At 70.6% G+C, this 18,318-nt stretch carries 16 protein-coding genes; 10 read left to right on the top strand and 6 right to left on the bottom strand.

Annotated features, from left to right (window positions below; genetic code table 11):
• The first annotated feature begins 54 nt into the window (after positions 1 to 54).
• Positions 55 to 1,812, top strand: a complete 1,758-nt coding sequence (locus AABA78_RS05795; protein ID WP_338262377.1) for an ATP-binding protein — start codon at positions 55 to 57, stop codon at positions 1,810 to 1,812.
• A gap of 4 nt (positions 1,813 to 1,816) precedes the next feature.
• Here the strand turns inward: AABA78_RS05795 and AABA78_RS05790 are convergent, their stop codons facing one another.
• The 4 genes from AABA78_RS05790 to AABA78_RS05775 all read right to left on the bottom strand — a co-directional run bounded on the left by AABA78_RS05790 (position 1,817) and on the right by AABA78_RS05775 (position 6,964).
• Positions 1,817 to 2,620, bottom strand: a complete 804-nt coding sequence (locus tag AABA78_RS05790) for a L,D-transpeptidase family protein (RefSeq protein WP_338261982.1) — start codon at positions 2,618 to 2,620, stop codon at positions 1,817 to 1,819.
• Between the two features lie 305 nt (positions 2,621 to 2,925).
• Positions 2,926 to 4,875 (bottom strand): LysM peptidoglycan-binding domain-containing protein, encoded by a 1,950-nt coding sequence (locus AABA78_RS05785; RefSeq protein ID WP_338261981.1) that lies wholly within the window; start codon positions 4,873 to 4,875, stop codon positions 2,926 to 2,928.
• A gap of 125 nt (positions 4,876 to 5,000) precedes the next feature.
• A complete protein-coding gene (locus tag AABA78_RS05780) occupies positions 5,001 to 6,578 on the bottom strand; it encodes a multiheme c-type cytochrome (protein WP_370469440.1) in 1,578 nt (525 codons plus the stop codon).
• Positions 6,578 to 6,964 (bottom strand): response regulator, encoded by a 387-nt coding sequence (locus AABA78_RS05775; RefSeq protein ID WP_014398957.1) that lies wholly within the window; start codon positions 6,962 to 6,964, stop codon positions 6,578 to 6,580. Before AABA78_RS05775 ends, AABA78_RS05780 begins: the two co-directional genes overlap by 1 nt.
• A 181-nt stretch (positions 6,965 to 7,145) precedes the next feature.
• On the opposite strand from AABA78_RS05775, the gene AABA78_RS05770 reads away from it, so the two are divergent.
• The 9 genes from AABA78_RS05770 (at position 7,146) to AABA78_RS05730 (ending at position 16,671) form a co-directional block, all read left to right on the top strand.
• Positions 7,146 to 8,783 carry a mechanosensitive ion channel family protein gene (locus AABA78_RS05770; protein ID WP_338261980.1) on the top strand — a complete coding sequence of 546 codons (1,638 nt, stop codon included), beginning with the start codon at positions 7,146 to 7,148 and terminating at the stop codon, positions 8,781 to 8,783.
• A 122-nt stretch (positions 8,784 to 8,905) separates the two neighbouring features.
• Positions 8,906 to 9,472 (top strand): hypothetical protein, encoded by a 567-nt coding sequence (locus AABA78_RS05765; protein WP_338261979.1) that lies wholly within the window; start codon positions 8,906 to 8,908, stop codon positions 9,470 to 9,472.
• Positions 9,473 to 9,481: 9 nt separating this feature from the next.
• A complete protein-coding gene (locus AABA78_RS05760; RefSeq protein WP_120528883.1) occupies positions 9,482 to 10,297 on the top strand; it encodes a hypothetical protein in 816 nt (271 codons plus the stop codon).
• Between the two features lie 14 nt (positions 10,298 to 10,311).
• Positions 10,312 to 10,923 carry a penicillin-binding protein activator LpoB gene (gene lpoB, locus AABA78_RS05755; protein ID WP_338261978.1) on the top strand — a complete coding sequence of 204 codons (612 nt, stop codon included), beginning with the start codon at positions 10,312 to 10,314 and terminating at the stop codon, positions 10,921 to 10,923.
• A gap of 9 nt (positions 10,924 to 10,932) precedes the next feature.
• Positions 10,933 to 12,216: a COG3014 family protein gene (locus tag AABA78_RS05750; protein ID WP_338261977.1), complete on the top strand. Its 1,284-nt coding sequence runs from the start codon at positions 10,933 to 10,935 to the stop codon at positions 12,214 to 12,216.
• A gap of 32 nt (positions 12,217 to 12,248) precedes the next feature.
• Entirely contained in the window at positions 12,249 to 13,007 is a 759-nt protein-coding gene (locus AABA78_RS05745) for a ZIP family metal transporter (protein ID WP_338261976.1), read from the top strand.
• Positions 13,008 to 13,014: 7 nt separating this feature from the next.
• Positions 13,015 to 13,812, top strand: coding sequence for a class I SAM-dependent methyltransferase (locus AABA78_RS05740; protein ID WP_338261975.1), 798 nt, complete (start codon positions 13,015 to 13,017; stop codon positions 13,810 to 13,812).
• Between the two features lie 99 nt (positions 13,813 to 13,911).
• Positions 13,912 to 14,568 (top strand): trimeric intracellular cation channel family protein, encoded by a 657-nt coding sequence (locus AABA78_RS05735; protein ID WP_338261974.1) that lies wholly within the window; start codon positions 13,912 to 13,914, stop codon positions 14,566 to 14,568.
• A 381-nt stretch (positions 14,569 to 14,949) separates the two neighbouring features.
• A complete protein-coding gene (locus tag AABA78_RS05730) occupies positions 14,950 to 16,671 on the top strand; it encodes a sigma-54-dependent transcriptional regulator (RefSeq protein ID WP_171414134.1) in 1,722 nt (573 codons plus the stop codon).
• A 42-nt stretch (positions 16,672 to 16,713) separates the two neighbouring features.
• Here AABA78_RS05730 and AABA78_RS05725 read toward each other — a convergent pair whose 3' ends face one another.
• On the bottom strand, positions 16,714 to 17,211 hold the full coding sequence (locus AABA78_RS05725; protein ID WP_338261973.1) for a GDYXXLXY domain-containing protein: 498 nt from the start codon (positions 17,209 to 17,211) through the stop codon (positions 16,714 to 16,716).
• Positions 17,208 to 18,317 carry a DUF4401 domain-containing protein gene (locus tag AABA78_RS05720; RefSeq protein ID WP_338261972.1) on the bottom strand — a complete coding sequence of 370 codons (1,110 nt, stop codon included), beginning with the start codon at positions 18,315 to 18,317 and terminating at the stop codon, positions 17,208 to 17,210. Before AABA78_RS05720 ends, AABA78_RS05725 begins: the two co-directional genes overlap by 4 nt.
• Between the last annotated feature and the right edge of the window lies 1 nt (position 18,318).

Genomic DNA, 18,318 nt, shown 5'->3' with positions numbered 1-18,318 from the left:
CTGGGGGTCCTCCCCCCGGATGTCCCCGGGGGGAGTGACGCCGGAGGGATGTCCGTGACCAAGGTGCGCAAGGTGAACAAGGCGGATCCGCTGGCGGATCTGCCCCGGTGGGCGCAGCAGCTGGCGCGCAAGTACTACACGAAGACGGTCAGCACCTTCCTGCTGTACGGGGCCGTGCGCGATTTGCAGCCCCTGCAGCTGGAAGACGGCGGACGCGGCTTCGGGACGCTCAAGACGTTCCTGTCCGAGGAGCTGTTCGGCGGGCGGGACCACGTCCTCTTCTACGACCGCTCGTCCGGCATCCGCTCGGCGACGCCGGAGACGCAGAAGGACCTGGCGCGGGCCATGACGGGCTACGACGCCATGTACGGCACGGACTTCTCCAAGGTCATGCCGCGCGACCCGGGCCGTGCGCTGCAGATCCTGGAGAACTTCCTGCGCATGCGCCTGAGCGAGGGCCGCTCGATGGCGCTCATCATCGACTACGCGGAGACGCTGGTGCCCGGCGGGGAGATGAGCCACCTGTCCGCGGAGGACCGCTTCGTCGTGGCCACGCTGGACAAGTGGGCGCACGACCCGCAGTTCCTGGCGGGCGACGTGTCGGTGGTGCTGCTGGCGGAGAACCTGTCGGACGTGTCGCCGCGCATCAGCCGCAACCCCTACGTGGCGCCCATCGAGCTGCCGCTGCCCACGGAGGAGGAGCGCCTGGAGTACGTGCGCTCCAAGCTGGAGGGCAAGAAGCTCCAGTCGGTGTCGGAGGTTCCGCTGGCGGGCCTGGCGAAGATGACCGCGGGCCTGTCGCGCATCAACCTGGACCGCGTGCTCACGGAGGCGCTGGAGCGGGAGGTGCGCATCACGCCGGAGCTGCTCAAGGAGAAGAAGAAGGAGCTCATCCAGGCGGAGTGCCACGGCCTCCTGGAGTTCATCGAACCCGCGCACACGCTGGACGCGGTGGCCGGGCACGCGCCCGCCAAGCAGATGCTGCGGCAGGCGGCCTCCGCGCTGAAGAAGGGCCGCATCGAGGTCATGCCCATGGGCTACCTGGTGAGCGGGCCGGTGGGCACGGGCAAGACGTTCATGGTGAGCTGCTTCGCCGGGGAGATTGGCATCCCGGTGGTGAAGTTCCTGAACTTCCGCAGCCAGTGGCAGGGCGTGACGGAGTCGAACCTGGAGAAGATCTTCAACCTGCTGAAGGCCCTGTGGCCGGTGGCGGTGATGGTCGACGAGGCGGACACCTTCCTCGGCAACCGCGACTCCGGCGGGGACTCCGGCACGAGCAGCCGCATCTTCGGCTCCATCGCGTCCTTCATGGGCAACACGCAGTACCGCGGCAAGATCGTCTGGTTCCTGCTGACGGCGCGCCCGGACCTCTTGCCCATCGACCTGAAGCGCCAGGGCCGCGCGGAGGAGCACCTCGCGCTCTTCTATCCGCAGACGGACGAGGAGCGGAACGAGTTGTTCCAGGCGATGAGCAAGAAGACCGGCGTGTCGGTGGAGGGCGTGGACTCCTTCGCCGCGCTCATCCCCGGCGGCGTGCGCGCCTTCAGCGGCGCGGACATCGAGGCGGTGATGGTGCGCTCGAAGTTCCGCGCGCTGGCGGAGGGGCGCGACCAGGTGACGAAGGACGACCTGGCCGCGGTGCTGGCGGACTTCGTTCCGCCCAGCTACCCGCTGGAGATTGAAATGCAGAACCTGGTGGCGGTGCAGGAGTGCACCAGCCGGGCGCTGCTGCCGGAGAACTTCCGCAAGCTGGACCGGGACTACATCAGCAAGCGCGTGCGCGAGCTGAAGATGTTGCTGGAAGAGCAGTAGAGCTTCAGCCCACGGTGACGGGGATGCCCAGGTGCGGGTCCTGGAGCGTCTCCACCACCGCGATGCGGTCGCCCACGGCGAGCGCGTCATGCAGCACGAGGATGTCCTCGTTCGCGTGACGGATGCAGCCGTGGGACACGTCGCCCCCGAGCAGGGCGGGGGCGCTGGTGCCGTGCAGCTCCTCGCCGCTGCGGTGGCCATCCGCCCAGGAGAGGTCCAGCAGCCGCGCTCCGAACACGTGCCGGTCGTTCCACAGCCGTGCGCCCGCGTCCTCCGTGGCCACCTGATCCAGCTTCGCCCTGACGACCTTGAGGCCCGGGTGCGTGGGCGTGGCGGCGGTGCCCACGGCGTTGGGGAAGATGTCGACGAGCTGGCCCAGCGGGTCGAAGAGGAACGTGCGGTGCTCGCGCAGGGCGATGACCACGCGCACCGGCTGGCCCGCGTAGAACGGGGAGGGCAGGGCGCGCGACTGTCCCCGTGAGCCCGGCGCGGGGGCCAGCGCCTCCAGGGCCCGCAGCGTGGCGGCATCCAGCACGCCGCTGGAGCGCAGGCCCGCATGCACCTGGAAGTTGCGGAGCGCGCGGGCCGTGTCCGGGCCGTAGCGTCCGTCCGCGCCGCCATCCAGCGCGAACCCCATGTCCAGCAGCGCGCCCTGCACCGCGACGAGCCCGTCCCCACGTGAGCCCACGCCCAGCACCGCCGCGCCGGACCTCACGTCCGCGAGCTGCTGCGAACCGGTGAAGCGCGGATGCTCCAGCGGGGGCGCTGACGGAGTGACCGCGCGTGCCGCATCCGCCGGTGCGGTCATGGCCCCTGTCACGCTGTCGCGTGCGCGCTCCACGGAGGCGGACACCCCGTCCGACGGGGACGCGAGGGACAGCCCCCGCGGCGCCGGGCTGACGGTCGGAGCAGGCCCGCTGAAGCGCGTGAGCGAGTTGCCCCCGGAGACCGTCCTGTCCCCCGGACGTTCGACTCCACGGGGCAGGACGGCCAGGACAGGCGCGGGCTCGCGCGTGTCGGTCGGTTCACGGAGAAGAAGCGAAGAATCTCGAAGCAGTGCGGATGCGAGCATGGCGCCGGGGACTGCAAGGTCCCGGCCGCCGCATCACACCGTCACGGCGCGCTCAGCGACAGCAGCTTGCCGGTGGGGACCGTGCGGTGGTCCTTGATGTGGTTCCACTTCATGATGTCCTCGACGGACACGTTGTAGCGCTGCGACACCGACCAGAGCGTCTCGCCCTCGGCCAGCGTGTGCACCCTGGCGCCCTTGGGGCCCACGGGCGCCTGGCCCGCGACGGCGTTCGCCACCACGATGGTGCCGCCGCGCTCCTCCACCTTCGCGGGCGCCGCGCCCTTGGCGTCCGGCGGCCACACCGCGAGCAGCGTGCCCAGCGACAGCGTGCGGTTGCGCTTGGGCAGGTTGTTCCACTTCTTCAGGTCGTCCACCGACACCTGGAAGCGGTTGGCGATGAGCCACAGGCTGTCGCCCTCCTGCACGCCGTAGGTGATGCGCGTCTTGCCATCCACCTTCTCCGTCTTCACCGGACCGGCGGCCACGGGCCCACGGGGCGTGCCGGCGGGGACCTCGTCCTCCGGCCGCGTCGCCACCATGCCGCTGCGCCGCGCCTGCGCCACCTTCGTCGCGATGGCGCCGCCCGCGTCACCACTGCCACCCCGGCCGTTGGCCGGCACCGGAATCACCAGCTCCGCGCGCACCTTCAGCACCCGCGCGCTCTTCATCCGGTTCATCTGGAGGATGGCCTCCGGCGCCGTGCCGTACTTCTGGGCGATCTGCGACAGCGTGTCGCCGCGCTTCACGGTGTGCACCCGGAACGTCAGCCGCTCCGCGGGCGACAGCTTCTGGAGGTTCTCCGCGAACAGCGTCGTCGTGCCGCGCGGCAGCTTCAGCACGTAGGGCTTCGCGGCCGTCGCCGGGGGCGTGCACCAGCGCTTGAGCTCCGGGTTCAGCTCCTGCACGTCCGTCACGCTCACCCCGGCCGCGCGCGCCACCACGTCCAGGTCCGTGGCGTCCGTGAGCTTCACCTCGTCGTACTCGAGCGTGGACTCGTACTGGAACTCCTCCTCGGAGAAGCCGAACGCGGTGGGGTTCTTCGCCACCAGCGCCGCGGCGATGAGCTTGGGCACGTAGTGCTTCGTCTCCTTCGCCAGCCCGCGCTCCTCCGCCAGCACCCAGAAGTCGTTCGTCCCGTAGCGCTCCACCATCTTGCGCACCCGGTACGAGCCCGTGTTGTAGCCCGCCCACGCCAGGTACCAGTGGCCCAGCTCGCCGTAGAGGTCCTTCAGGTACGCCGCCGCCGCGTGCGTGGCCTTGATGGGGTCGCGCCGCTCGTCCACCCAGAAGTCCTGCTTGAGGCCGTACTGCTTGCCCGTGCTGGAGATGAACTGCCACGGCCCGGCCGCGTGCGCCCACGAGTACGCGTTCGCGGAGAAGCCGCTCTCAATCATCGCCAGGTACACCGTGTCCCGGGGCAGGCCCTTCGCCTCCAGGATGGGCTGCATCACCGGCAGGTAGCGCGTGGAGCGCGCCATCCACTTGCGGAACCACTTGCGGCCGGGGCCCTGGAAGAACTGGATGTACTCGGCCACCCGCGGCTGCATGTCCACCGGGATGTCGTAGCGGTCCTTCACCTGCGAAATATCGAAGTTCGCCAGGTCGGTGATGCGCGCCAGCGGCGGGGCCGTGTCGTCCTCGCGGAAGGTGGGCTCCTCCAGCGCGTCCAGCATTCGCAGCCGCAGCGGGTTCGTCAGGCCCAGCCGCCGCAGCGACTGCATCATCTCCGCGTTCGGCTTCGCCTCCGGGTCCAGCGTCGCGCCCTCCAGCGCGCGCAGCTCCTCCAGCTCGGCGGACTCGGACTCCACCTCTTCCGTCTCCTCGCCTTCCTCCATGGGAACCGGAGGCGTCGCCCGGCTGCCGTTCGCCGTCAGCAGGGCGGCTTCCTTGGGAGGAACCGCATGCACGCCGGGCGGCGACACCGGTGACGGCGCCACGCCCTGCGAGGAGGGAACCGAGGCCAGGGCTAGCAGGAGCAGAGAGAGCGGCATGGGAACGCCAGGCGAGGTCGCCCAGAAGCAGGCGAAGGCCGCAGTATTCGCCAGCTTTCTTGACAGTCAAACAACAAGTCGCGCGGTATGCCCCCGGGAAGGACCCCAAGTAGGAGCAGGCGACCCTATTTCGCCGGGGGCTCTCCTGCCTGCCCGCTCTTCCCCGTTCCGCCATGGCCGGGACCGAGGATGCGAGGCAGGTAGGTGGCGAAGTCGAAGTGCGGGGAGTTCTCCGCGTTGTGGCAGGTGACGCACACGGCCTGCCCCGGCTTGCCCACGATGGTGGCCGGGCTCGGCGCGTCGACGTGCTTGGAGCCGGGGCCGTGGCAGCTCTCGCAGCCCACGTCCTCGCGGCCCGCCACCTTGTCCAGCCGGCACACGCCGCCGGGCTTCTGCCAGCCGGTGACGTGACAGCCCACGCAGTTGAGGTGGTGCTGCTTGCCCACTTCCTCCAGCGTCTCCGACGCGTGGTGGTGCTTCGTGCCCTCCCACACCGCGGTCGCGTCCGGGTGGCAGTCCGCGCACACCGCGCTGCCGACGAAGCCCGCCTTGCCCTTCTCCGGCAACGGGCAGTCCTGGCCGTGCGCCTTCGCCCACTCGAGGTTCAGCTGTCCCACGTTCGCGTCGTACGCCTTCACCAGCGCCTGCGTGTCCGGCGCGGTGGGCAGGTTCGACTCCAGCGGCAGGAAGCGCGTCGCGAAGCCGTTGACGTCGTCGGCGGGCGCGGGCGGCGCGGTGAGCAGGCCCTGCTTGCGCGCGGACAGTTCGTCGCGCTTGCCCTGCTTCAGCGCCTTCAGCTTCGGGTCGATGCCGGGCCGGGAAATCTCCTTGTCCAGGAGCGCCATGCGCTGCTCCAGCGCCGTCACCTCGCGCTCCACGTCCCCCTGCGAGCGCTGGAGCGTGAAGGGCCCCTTCGCCGGCGCGTACGTCAGGTCCACGCGCAGCAGCGAGCGCCCCTTGCTCTGCATCGCCACCACCGGCACGTCGGAGCGCACCAGCCGGTTCTCCTCCGCGGAGAACTCCCCGGCGCTGTGCGTGGCCACCACCAGGTTCGCGGCCAGCCCCGGCAGCGCGGCGGCGGCCTGCGCGGCCTCCAGCGGCTGGTCCAACAGGCCCACCACGAAGTCCGCGCCCTGCTCGCGCGCCTGCTGGCTCGCCTTCACCAGCGCTTCACCGGAAGCCGCCGCGACGACGCCCACCTTGCGAGCCCCCGCGTCCAGCACCTTCACGCCACCGGACGGCACCTCCGGCAGCCCCAGCCCCTGGCGGAACGCCGCGCCGCGCGTGTCGTCCAGTTCGCCCGTGGCGCGCACCGCGAGGCCCATGGTGCGGAACGCGTCCGCGAGCGCCTTCGCCTTGAGCTCCTCCTGCGGCACCTGCTCGTCCTTGAGGTGCGTCTCCCCGAAGAGGCTGTTGCCCCCGTCGATGTAGAGCACCGGCTGGCCGCCCTTGCGCGCCTGCTGCACCTGGAACGCCGCCCGGCCAATGCCGCCGCGCATGTTCTCGCTGCAGCCGCAGGGGCCCAGGTAGCCACGCGTGTCCGCGGAGATGAACAGCACCGCGCCCGGCGGCGCGGCGGTCGCGGTGGCGGAGGGGGCCTGCTGCCCGGAGCCGCTGCCCTCGGGAGGGCGCGCTTCCTGGCGTCTGCATCCAGCGAGGAGCGCGCTCACGAGCACCGCGAGGACGGCCGCGCGCATCGCCATCACCAGAGGATGCTCTGCACCAGTTCGTCGATCTTCTCGCCCATCGCCTCCAGGCCGTTCACCTTGGAGAGCGAGCCGTCCGCGCCCACCTGCTCGGCGAGCTTCGACAGCTCGTCGTCCGGCAGGCTGGAGAACAACACGATGGGGATGTCCTGCGTGTTGTACTCGTTCTTCAGCGTGCGGCAGATGTCCGTGCCCTTCGCCTCGGGCATGTGGATGTCCGTGAGGATGAGGTCCGGCCGCCAGCTCTGAAGCGTTTTCTCAAACTCCATGAGCGTGGAGGTGGCCACGACCTCATAGCCCCGCGCCTCCAGGACGGCCTTCTCCATGGCGAGGGTGATCTCGCTGTCGTCAATGAGGAGGATTCTTCGCTTCTCTTCGGACACGGCGACCTTCCTTGGGGGTCGGTTCTAGCCCACCACCCAGCGGCGCACCAATGCTTTCCCGTGTCGCGTTCCGACAGGGGTTTTCTGTTCTCGACCCCGGGCTTCCTGGCCGCCGGGCGGGCGCGGAAGCACCCACCGTCTTTCCCGGACAACCGACCGCACACGGAGTATGGAGGCGCCCATGAAGCGCCATGCCTCCCGGGTCCTGGTGGCCCTCCTTCTCCTGGGGTGCGTCCTCGGTAGCGTCCCCGCCCTCGCTCTCAATGGGGGACTGGGGGAGGTCCCCCAGGACCTCGACCGCACGTCGCCGCGCGCCACCGCGCAGGGCTTCCTGGACGCGGTGCATCGCGGGGACTACCGCCGTGCGGCCCACTACCTCTACCTGGACCACCTCCCGGCCTCCGAGCAGCCCGCGCAGGGCGCCCAGCTGGCGCGCAAGCTGAAGTTCGTCCTGGACCGTGAGCTGTCGGTGGACACGTCCGTGCTGCCGAAGGCGCCGGAAGGCGATTCCGCCAGCTCGCGCTTCGTGTCGCTGGGGGGCATCCCGCTCAAGGGCGACACCATCCCCATCCGGCTGCAGCGCCTCTCCGTGGACGGCACGTTCGTCTGGGTGGTGTCGGAGCCCACCGTGAAGATGGTGGACCCGCTCTTCGAGGAGTACGGCCCGCTGCTGACGGAGACGCTCCCGTCCGTCTTCTTCGACCGCACGGTGCTGGGGCTGGAGCTGTGGCAGTGGCTGGGGCTCGCGGTGACGCTGCTGGGCGCGTGGCTGCTCTCCTACGTCCTGGAGAAGGTGCTGCTGGCCGCCGCGCTGCGGGTGGCGCGCTGGACGCGCATCTCCTGGGACGACCAGGTCGTCAACGCGGGCCGGGGCCCCCTGCGGCTGCCCTTCTTCGCCATCCTGCTGGCGCTGGGCACCTCGTTCCTGCTCCTGCCTCCCAAGCTGAAGCTCCTGAGCGACCGGGTGAGCTACTCGCTCACCATCATCGCGGTGGCGTGGTTCATCCTGCGCTTCCTCCGCGTGTCGGAGGCCTACGTCCAGAGCCGCGTCACCTCCGAGACGGGGGGCCACCCCCGCGCCCGCTCGCTGCGCACGCAGCTGGCCGTGCTGCGCGCGGTGTTCGAGGTCGCCACCTACGTCATCGCCGCCGCGCTGCTGCTCATGCAGTTCGAGGTGGTCCGCAACGTCGGCGTGTCGCTGCTCGCCTCCGCCGGCATCGCCGGCCTCGCCGTCGGTCTCGCCGCGCAGAAGTCGCTCGCGACGCTGCTCGCCGGCATCCAGCTGTCCATCACCCAGCCCGTCAGCATCGGCGACAACGTGCTGGTGGAGGGTGAGTTCGGCACGGTGGAGGAGATCACCCTCACCTATGTCGTGCTGCGCATCTGGGACCAGCGGCGCATGGTCATCCCCATCCAGCAGTTCCTGGACAAGCCGTTCCAGAACTGGAGCAAGGGCTCTCCGGAGATGATGGGCACGGTCATCCTCCAGGTGGACTACATGGCGGACATCGACGCGCTGCGCGCGGAGCTGGACCGCATCCTCACCAACGAGGGCAAGCACCTGTGGGACGGCCGGGTGAAGACGCTGGTCGTCTTCGACGTGATGGACAAGACGCTCACCCTGCGGGCGCTGGTGAGCGCGGCGGACTCCGGCAAGCTGGGGGACCTGCGCTTCCTGGTGCGTGAGCGGCTGGTGCTCTTCATCCGCGCCCGGCCCCAGTGGCTGCCCACGGTGCGCAGCGAGTCCCGCGCCGCCGTGCCCCCGCCCTCCAAGGACGGCCAGGACGCCGCCCAGGGCGCCCCGGAGCCGCGGGCCTGAAGGGGACGGGCGCAGGCAGAACAGCCGCTTGCACGGACGCTCGCCGCACGATGAATATGGCGCCCGTCGCGACGTATGACGCGCGTAAGAGCAGTCGCACCCACGCTGGGGAGTCCAATCAGATGAAGCGTCCTGTCACCTTGTGCGGAGCCCTGGCGCTCCTGGCCGTCGCCGCGCCGCTCACCGCGAGCGCCCAGGAGCGGGGCCGCACCGACGGGCCCGAGGAGTCGGAGTACGGTACGGGGGGCTACTACGGCGAGAACCGCCGGGGCGTGTCGCTCCAGTTCGACTGGGGCGCGGCCATCAACTCCGGGGAGAACCCCCCGGGCGCGCCGGAGGGCCCGCCGCTGTTCGTGGGCGCCACCGTGTCCCTCTGGGGCGATGACTGGTACCGCCTGGACGTCAGCGGTGGCTACGTCTTCGACGGTGGGCGCTTCATCGGCAACGTGGGCCCCACCTTCCGCAGCTGGGGCTGGCCGGTGTCCTTCACGCTCGGCCTCAAGGCGGGCGCCATCGTCATCCCGGAGGGCGAGGGTCTGCGGTTCGCCCTGTCGCCGCAGGTGGGCGCGGAGCTCTACCTGGACCGCCGCGACCGCGTGCTCATGGGCCTGCACTACTCGCCGGACATCCCCATCGGGGGAGGAGGAGTCACGAACCGGTTGTTCATGAACGTCGGATACCGGTTCTGACCGCACGCCATGATCGCTCAACTGCTCGCCGCCGCTGTCGCGTTGACCACGGCCCAGGCGCCTCGCGCCGCCGCGCCGTCCGTGTCACTGCCGTTCCCGTCCGGGGACGTGCAGACCTACAACATCATCCAGTGGGACCCGAACCAGCTGCCGCGCATCTATGAGCGGTCGGACCAGCTCCCGCTCACCGACGAGGAGCTGACCAAGCTGTCGCAGGCCGGCTTCGAGCCCGCGCAGCTGGTGAAGATGATTGAAGAGCGCCGCTGCGCCTGCGACGCGAGCGCGGACGGCCTCATCCGCCTGAAGAAGGCGGGCGTGGACAAGACGGTGCTGGCGGCGGTGTCGCGCCATGGCCTGGCGCCCAACCGGCAGCTGGACATCCTGGTGACGCTGGACTTCACCGGCGAGAGCCGCACCGCGCGCGAGGCCTTCCTCTACTTCTTCGTGGACGACGGGGACATCACCCGCGTGTTCTCCGCGAACCTCCCGGAGCTGCTGCAGCGCCGCAACAGCCACGAGACGATGGTGGACCGCAGCGACATCATGGTGGCGCGCACGGTGCGCCGCATCCAGCTGGCGGGCCACGTCCCGCTCAAGACCTACGGCGCGCACCGCGTGATGGTGGCCGCCAGCGCCAGCCCCACGCTCACGCACCCCTCGCAGCTCACCCCGCAGGAGCGCGCGAAGGCGCAGACGTACACCTTCGACTATCCGCGCGCCTCGCTGCAGAGCCTCTGCCGGCTGACGGCCGGCTACCGCCGCGACGCGGTGCTTGCCTACAAGTGGAACTTCGAAGGCAGCCGCTTCGAATGCGAATGGAACTAGGAGTCGACCCGACCATGAACACCCGCCGCCTGTTGCTCTCCGCCCTCGTCGCCGTGTCGCTCGCCGGCTGCGGAGGCCCCCGCGCCTTCACGCGCGGCACCTACGAGGACCCCAACACCATCGAGATGCTGGGGGACCGCTTCAACGAGAACGACCTGCAGCTCATCGCGAAGAAGATGGCTGAGTCGCTCGCCAGCTCCCCGCGCTTCGTGCAGCCGCCGCCGCAGGGCCAGCCCCTGCCCATCGTCCTCGTGGGCAAGCTGCGCAACAGCACCAGTGAGCACATCGACATGCGCTCGCTGGCGGACAAGATCCAGACGGCGCTCGCGCAGACGGGCCGCTTCGCCCTGGTGGACCAGGCCGCGCGCCAGGACATCGCGGAGGAGTACGAGTACCAGCAGTCCGGCTACGTGAACCCCAACGCCGCCAAGGCCCCGGGCCAGCAGGCGTCGGTGGACTTCCTGATGACGGGCGACCTCGCCTCCATCATCCAGGAGGTCGGCCGCGACAAGCTCGTCTATTACAAGATGACGGCGAAGCTGAACGACGTGCGCACCGGGACGCTGGCGTGGACGGACGAGAAGCAGATCCGCAAGAAGTTCGAGAAGCAGGGCGTGAGCTGGTAGCCGTCCGCCGTGTCCAACCTCCCCGACATCGCATCCCAGGCCCCGCGTGTCTCCGCCTCCCCGGCGGCGGCGCGTTGGGGCCTGCTGTTCATGCTGGCCTGCTGCGTCCTGGGCACCGGCTGCGCCAGCGACTACGTGGCGCGCACCGCCTCCGCGCGCTCCGCGTACCAGGCGTCTGACTATCCGCGCGCCCTGGCGGAGCTGGACGGCGAGCAGAAGGAGGCCCCCGAGCGCGACCAGCTCCTGTTGCTGCTGGACAAGGGCATGGTGCTGCACGCCGCCGGGCAGTGGGAGGAGAGCACGAAGGTGCTGGCCCAGGCGGATGACCTCAGCTCGCAGCTGGACATCACCTCCGTGAGCGAAGAGGCCGGCGTGCTGCTCAGCAACGAGCGGCGCCGCGCCTACCGGGGCGAGGACTTCGAGAAGCTGATGATCTCCGTCCTCCAGGCGCTCAACTACGCGGAGCTGGGCCGCGACGAGGACGCGCTCGTGGAGGTCCGCCGCGTCAACGAGCGCCTCGAGAAGATGATCACGGAGGAGAAGAAGCCGTACGAACAGCTCGCCATCGCGCGCTACCTGGGCGGCGTGCTGTACGAGGACCAGCACGAATGGGACTCGGCCTTCATCGACTACATGAAGGCGTACGAGCTGGAGCCCCGGCTGGAGGGGCTGGTGGAGCCGCTCTTGCGGCTGGCGAAGAAGACCGGCCGCGATGACGCCTACGAATCCCTGTCCCAGAAGTTCCCGGACGTGGCGCACGACGCGCTCTCCCCCGGCGACGGCCAGCTCGTCGTGGTGGTGGAGGCGGGCCTGTCGCCGCAGAAGGAGCGCGCGTCGCGCGACTACGGAGACTCCGGGGACCTGATTGAAGTGCCCGTGTACCGGGACCGCGGGGGCACACCGCCGGTGCGCGTGTCGGTGGATGGGCAGGCGAACCGGGCGGTGACGGTGACGTCGCTGTCGCGCGTGGCCCAGGTGCACCTGAACGACCGCATCGGCCGCATGCTGGCGAAGCAGCTCGCGGGCGCGGTGGCCAAGGCGGGCGTGGCCGCGGGCGTGGGCGCGCTGACGAAGAGCAAGGAGCTGGGCGTGCTCGCCTTCCTGGTGCTCAACGCGGGCAACCAGGCCGACCTGCGCTCCTGGCTTTCACTGCCGGCGGAGTTCCAGGTGGCGCGCTTCCGGCTTCCTCCGGGAAAACACACCGTCCAGGTGGACGCCCCGGGCCGGCCCACCACGCACGAGGTGGAGGTGAAGCCGGGGCGGGTGGAGGTGCTCGTGGTGCGAAGTTACTGACGGCGTCGTTTTGGGAGTAGGGTGCGCGCCCCATGTCGCCGGTCGTGGCCGAAGTCCTCCTGTACTCCTTCATCGTCGTGTTGAGCGCGCTGGCCGGCGCGGGGGTGGTCATCTTCAATGACCGCTCCACGCGGCTCGTGACGTTCCTGGCCTTCGCGGCGGGCGTGATGTTCGGCGCGGCCTTCTTCCACATGCTCCCGGAGGCGTACGAGGGCGGCGGCTGGTGGGCCTTCGCGCTCGTGCCCATGGGGTTTCTCTTCGTGCTGGTGCTGGAGCGCTACCTCGTCGCCCACACCTGCGAGGAGCCGCCGGACTGCGCGGAGCACGTGCACGGCCACGCGCTGGGCCTCAGCGCGTTCCTGGGCCTGTCCACGCACACGCTCTTCGACGGCATCGCGCTGGGCTCCTCGGTGAAGGAGGGCGTGGGCGCCATGGCGCTGCTGGCCATCACCGCGCACAAGGTGCCTTCGTCGCTGTCGCTCGCGTCCATCCTCCAGGCGGAGGGGAAGAAGCGCGGCACCATCCTGGCGTACACCGCGCTGTACGGCCTGATGGTGCCGGTGGGCGCGGTGCTCTACTTCGGCTTCGACGCGGTGCTGAGCTTCGAATCGCTGGCGCCCAAGGCCCTGGCCTTCTCCGCCGGCACCTTCCTCTACATCGCCGTGTCGGACCTGCTGCCGCACGTGAACAAGCACGGGCGGGACAAGCCTGGCCGCAACCTGGTGGCATTGGCAGCCGGGTTGCTGGTGATGTTCGTGCTCGCGCGCGTCCTGGGGCACACGGAGCACTGAAGGCACCATGGAACGACGCAAGGACTGGTACGAGCACCCGGAGTACTACGAGGCCATCTTCGGCACGGACACCGTGCGGGAGGCGGACTTCCTCCAGGCGCTGAGCCGGCGCTACGGCACCGGCGGCAACCAGTGGCTGGAGCCCGCGTGCGGCGCGGGCCGGCTGGTGGCGGAGGCCGCGGGCCGGGGCCTGAAGGTCGCGGGCTATGACTTGTCGGAGGCCATGCTCGCGCACGCGCGCAAGCGGCTGTCCCCCGCCGAGCGCCGCCGCGTGAAGCTGTCCCAGGCGCGCATGGAGGACTTCTTCGACCCGGCGCTGGAGGGCCGCGTGGACCTGGCGCACACGCTGGTCTCCACCTTCCGCTACCTGGACAGCGAGAAGGCCGCGGTAGAGCACCTCACGGGCACCCGGCGCCTGCTCAAGCCGGACGGCATCTACGTGCTGGGCTTCCACCTCACGGACTACGCGCGCTCCGGGCCGGAGCACGAGCGCTGGGTGGGGCAGGTGGGCGCGGACAGGGTCGTGTGCAACACGCACGAGGGCCTGCCGGAGAAGCGCCTGCGCCGCTCGCCCATGCGCAACCGGCTGCGCGTCACCGGCCCTGGCAAGGACTGGCTCATCGAGACGACGTGGTACTTCCGCACGTACGACGAGGCCCAGGTGAAGCGCCTGTTCCGCAAGTCCGGGCTGCGCGTCGCGGCCACGTTCGACTTCGACTACGACCTGGACTCGCCCGTGGGGCGCGGCAGCCCGCGCCTGGACCGCGTCTTCGTCCTCGGCCCGGACGCGGCTTCCGGAGCCTGACACGCGCGCTGCCTTCGTGGGCGGCGCGGTGTCGTTCGGTGGATGGAGCGCCCGCGCCGTGACGTGGGCCCCTGGAGCACGGGTGCTAGCGTCGACCGCATGGACCCCTCCGCGGTGGCAGGGACGCAGGCGGGCACCAACGGCCGCGAGGCGCGGCTGCTGCGGGGGCTCGACTTCGCCGGCACCTACGTCTTCGCGGTGGAGGGCGCCATCGCGGCCATCGCGGGCGGGTTGGATCCGCTGGGCGTCCTGGTCCTGTCGTTCGCCACGGCGCTGGGTGGCGGCATCCTCCGCGACCTGCTCATCGGCGCGACGCCGCCCAACTCCATCCGGGATGAGCGCTATGCGCTGGTCGCCTTCGCGGGCGGCGCGACGGTGCTCTTCCTCCACCGCTTCGTGACGGACGTGCCGCCCCTGCTGCTCGTCACGCTGGACGCCGCGGGGCTGTCCCTTTTCGCCATCGCCGGGGCCCGGAAGGCGCTGGACTTCGGCCTGCGTCCGCTGATGGCCGTGCTCATGGCCGCCATCACCGGCTCCGGCGGCGGCACCCTGCGCGACCTCTTCCTTACCCACGTGCCCACCGTGCTGCGCGCGGACATCTACGCCGTGGCGGCGATGGCCGGGGCCTTCGTCATGGTGGGGGGCCAGCGTCTGGGGTTGCCCTCCCGCACCATGGCCCTGGTGGGCGGCGCGTCCTGCTTCGCGCTGCGCATGGTCAGCGTCTGGCGCGGCTGGAACCTGCCCCACTTTCCCTGACTGGTCTGGAATGACCCCGCAGCCTGCCTGTTCGGGCGGCGCGGTGTGACAGGCCTTGGAACGCGAAACGGCGCGGGCGCTGCGTTCCGTCAGGACGCGTCTGCGTTCCAGTGGGACGCAGCCGTGGTGGTGGCATGCGCGGGAGTCTTTGAAATCATTGGGTTTCTTCCTTGGCACGGCAGCCGCAATAGGGGCGGGCCATACGCCGGCAACGGCGTGTACCGCATCCAGATGCACCCGGAGCGCGGAAGGAGGGGCCGCTCCTTCCGCGCTCTCCATCTGAATCCGCACCTCCCCGCCATCTCCGATAGAGTCCGCGTCTGTTTTCTGGACGGCTTCGCCGGTCTGCGGTGGCGCGGCTTCCGCAAGGGAGGCGAGGGGATGCAAGACGAGTTGGCGCAGCTCATGGCTGCGCTCAGGGATTCCAGGGATTTCGAGACCGCGGCGGCGGCGACGTTACGTCGGATGCTGGCCGTGGCGGACGCCGCGGTGGCGTCCAGCCGTTACGCGGGGCGGGCCCGGGTCCTGCGTGGCATCGTCCACCTGCGCCCCGGAGAGGCGTACCGGCGGCTGGCGGCGCTGGACGTGGGCGCGCGCGAAGTCACGGACGCGGGCGTCGGGACGCCCTTCTTCACCTCCGCCACGGCGTGGCGCGCGGTGGTGGAGCACCGGTGCGCGGTGTCCATCGACGTGAACATCGGCACGGTGCAGCCGCACGCGCCGGACGCGCCGGTGACGGGCGACCCGGGCCTCGCGGGCTTCCACAGCAACGAGAGCAAGCAGCGCTTCCTGGGCCGTCACGCGACGCACGTGTGCGTGCTGCCCCTGCGCACGCCCTCGGGCATGGAGGGGATGATCTCCCTGGAGGCGGACTGCCTGGCCGCCATGGGCCAGGAGTTCGTCTGGCGCGACGCCGGGGACCTGCTCCAGCTGCTCACGGACATCGCCGCGCCGTACCTCACCGCGCTGCCGCAGCGGCCGGTGGCCACGCCGGAGGTGGACGAGTTCCTCCCTGTGGTGGGCCGCTCGATGGCGGAGCTCCTGCCCATCCTCCGGACCTTCGCGCTCCAGGACGAGACCATCCTCGTGAGCGGCGCCACGGGCGCGGGCAAGTCGCGTCTGGCGCGCTGGTGCCATGAGCGCTCCGGCCGCCGGGGCAAGCCCTTCGAGACGCTGGACCTGGTGACGGTGCCGGAGGACCTCCAGATGGCGGAGCTCTTCGGCTGGAAGAAGGGCGCCTTCACCGGCGCGGTGCGCGACGCGCCGGGCGTGGTGGCCCGCTCGGACGGCGGCACGCTGTTCATCGACGAAATCGACAAGCTGTCGCTGAAGGCGCAGGCGGGCCTGCTGCACCTCCTGGAGTCGCGCAGCTACCGGCCGCTGGGCGAGGGCACCGGCGAGAAGCTCGCGGACGTGCGCTTCATCATCGGCACCAACGCGGACCTGCACGCGCAGGTGCGCGCCGGACGCTTCCGCGAGGACCTGTACTACCGCGTGAACGTGCTGCCGGTGCGCATGCCGCCCCTGCAGGACCGGCAGGACGAGATTCCCCTCTGGGCGCGGTACATGGTGAACCGCCGTCACCGCGAGCGGCTGCCGGACGGCTCCGCGCGGCTGGCGCCGGAGGCGGAGGTCCTGCTGACCACCAGCACCTGGCCGGGCAACCTGCGGCAGCTCGACAACATCGTGCGGCGTGCGTACACGCTGGCGATGGTGGAGCACGCGGGCAGCACGGGCGACCTCGTGTTGCAGGAGAAGCACGTGGCCCGCGCCCTGGACTACGAGCAGTCGCCCGGGGGCCGGCCGCTTCCGGAGGCGCTGCGGGCCGCGGCGCAGGCCTTCGTCGGCGAGGCGCGCAGGCGCGGAGCGCCGCTGGACCTGGACTACGCGGACGGCTTCCGCGGGCTGGTGCTGGGCATGGCCATCCGCCAGGTGGGCCGCGACGAGGCCTTCCGCCTGCTGGGCCGCGAGAGCCTGGTGAAGAACCGCAACCACCACAAGGCGCTCAAGCGCGAGCTGGAGAAGGTGGACGTCCTCTACAAGGCGCTGGGCGAGGACGGCTCGCCCTTCTCCGACCTGCTGGAGAACGAGGACGCGGACTGACGCGACGGCGCGCCCCGGTCTCCCGGGGCGCGCGTGCGGCCTTCAGCGGATGGCGCTGCCCAGCGGCTGGTAGTTCTCGTCGCGCAGGCCCACGAGCACGCTGGTGCCGTTGTCCATCACGCGCAGCTCGCCGTAGCGCGCGTTCGCGTAGCGCTCCGCGTGGCCCTCCTGGAAGAAGAAGGCCTCCGCACCCAGGCGCATCTGGGAGTTGCGGATGCGGAAGCGCACGCGCACCTCGCCGGGCGCGAGCGTGGAGGCCGGCGGCTCGTAGCGCACGAACTCGCCCACGTTGTGCTCGTCCAGGCGCACCACCACGTTGCCGTCCTCCTGGGGCTGGTCGCGGCCCTCGCGCCAGCCCTGGTTGATGGCGTAGTCCAGCACCATGTAGTCGCCCTGGATGAGCGAGCGCGGATCCACCGGGGCCAGCCGCAACAGCACCGGCTGCCCCTTGGCCAGCACGGTCTCCTTCTGCACGACGAGGAAGGCGAGCGCGACGAACACCAGCCCAAGCCCTCCGAAGATGACGGCGCCGCGTTTCATCGGGCCTCCGCGAGCACGGCGGCTTCACGCCGCAGGAAGAACTGCCGCACCCCCAGCAGCACCAGCCCGCTGCCCACCAGCGCGAGCGCCTTGGCCAGCAGCGTGATGCGCAGGTCGTAGTAGTAGTACGCGCCGAACGTCAGCAGGAACGCCACCGCCAGCCCCAGCATCACGCGGCTGCGCCGGTGGAAGCCGAGCGTCAGCATCAGCACCGCCACCAGCACGCCCGGCGTGTTCAGCGTCATCACCGTGAGCAGCACGAGCGCGCAGACCGCCGGAATCCAGACGCGCTTCTCGCGCTCCAGGCCCAGCTCGCGCAGCACCCGCCAGCCCGTCACCCCCGCGAGGAGCGCGAGCAGGATGGAGAGGTACGCGCTCGGCACGAACTCGCTCTCGAAGCGGAAGATGTAGTGGAAGCCCTCCTGCGAGTTCTCGAAGCTGCGGAACAGCAGCCACCCCGGGACCGCGCACGCGAGCGCGAAGGCGATGGGCCCCACGCGGGCGCCCAGTTGCCCGCGCCGCAGCCGGGGCTCGAAGAGCAGGAGCCCCGCGAGCGCCGCGGCGCACACGAGCATCCACGCGTCCACGCCCGCGCCACCGACCAGCTCGAGCGCCATCGCGCCGACGGACACGCAGAGCCCCACGGTCGCCAGGAAGTAGAGGATGAGGTCCGGGAACACAACGAGCAGCGCGAGGGACGCCACCATCCCCGCGAACTCGATGGTGAGGGTGGACTGATCCATCTGCCCCAGCCCCATCAGGAACGAGCCCACGCCCGCCAGGCAGAAGGCCAGGGCGAGCTGCTCCATGAAGGCCCCCTGCGTGTTGCGGCGCAGGAACACCGACGCCACCGCCAGCACGAGCCCCAGGCCGGTGAGCGCCACCTCCTCCTTCCACAGGCCCACGCACGCGAAGAAGCTGAGCAGGAAGGCGGCGGACATCCACGCGCCAGCGCCCGCCAGCGCCTTCACGAACCAGGGCGATGCGCCCAGCGTCTTCTGACGGATCTCCAGGGCGGTGCGGGCGCGGGCATCCACCTCCGCGTCCACGTGGCCCTCGGCCTTGAGCCCCGCCAGCACGTCTTGAATCGTCGGTCGCAGGGCCATG

Origin of the sequence: Corallococcus caeni (assembly GCF_036245865.1) — a bacterium.
GTDB classification, from domain to species: domain Bacteria; phylum Myxococcota; class Myxococcia; order Myxococcales; family Myxococcaceae; genus Corallococcus; species Corallococcus caeni.
Note: the sequence above shows the minus strand (reverse complement) of the source record. Positions and strands in the feature narration are given on the sequence as shown.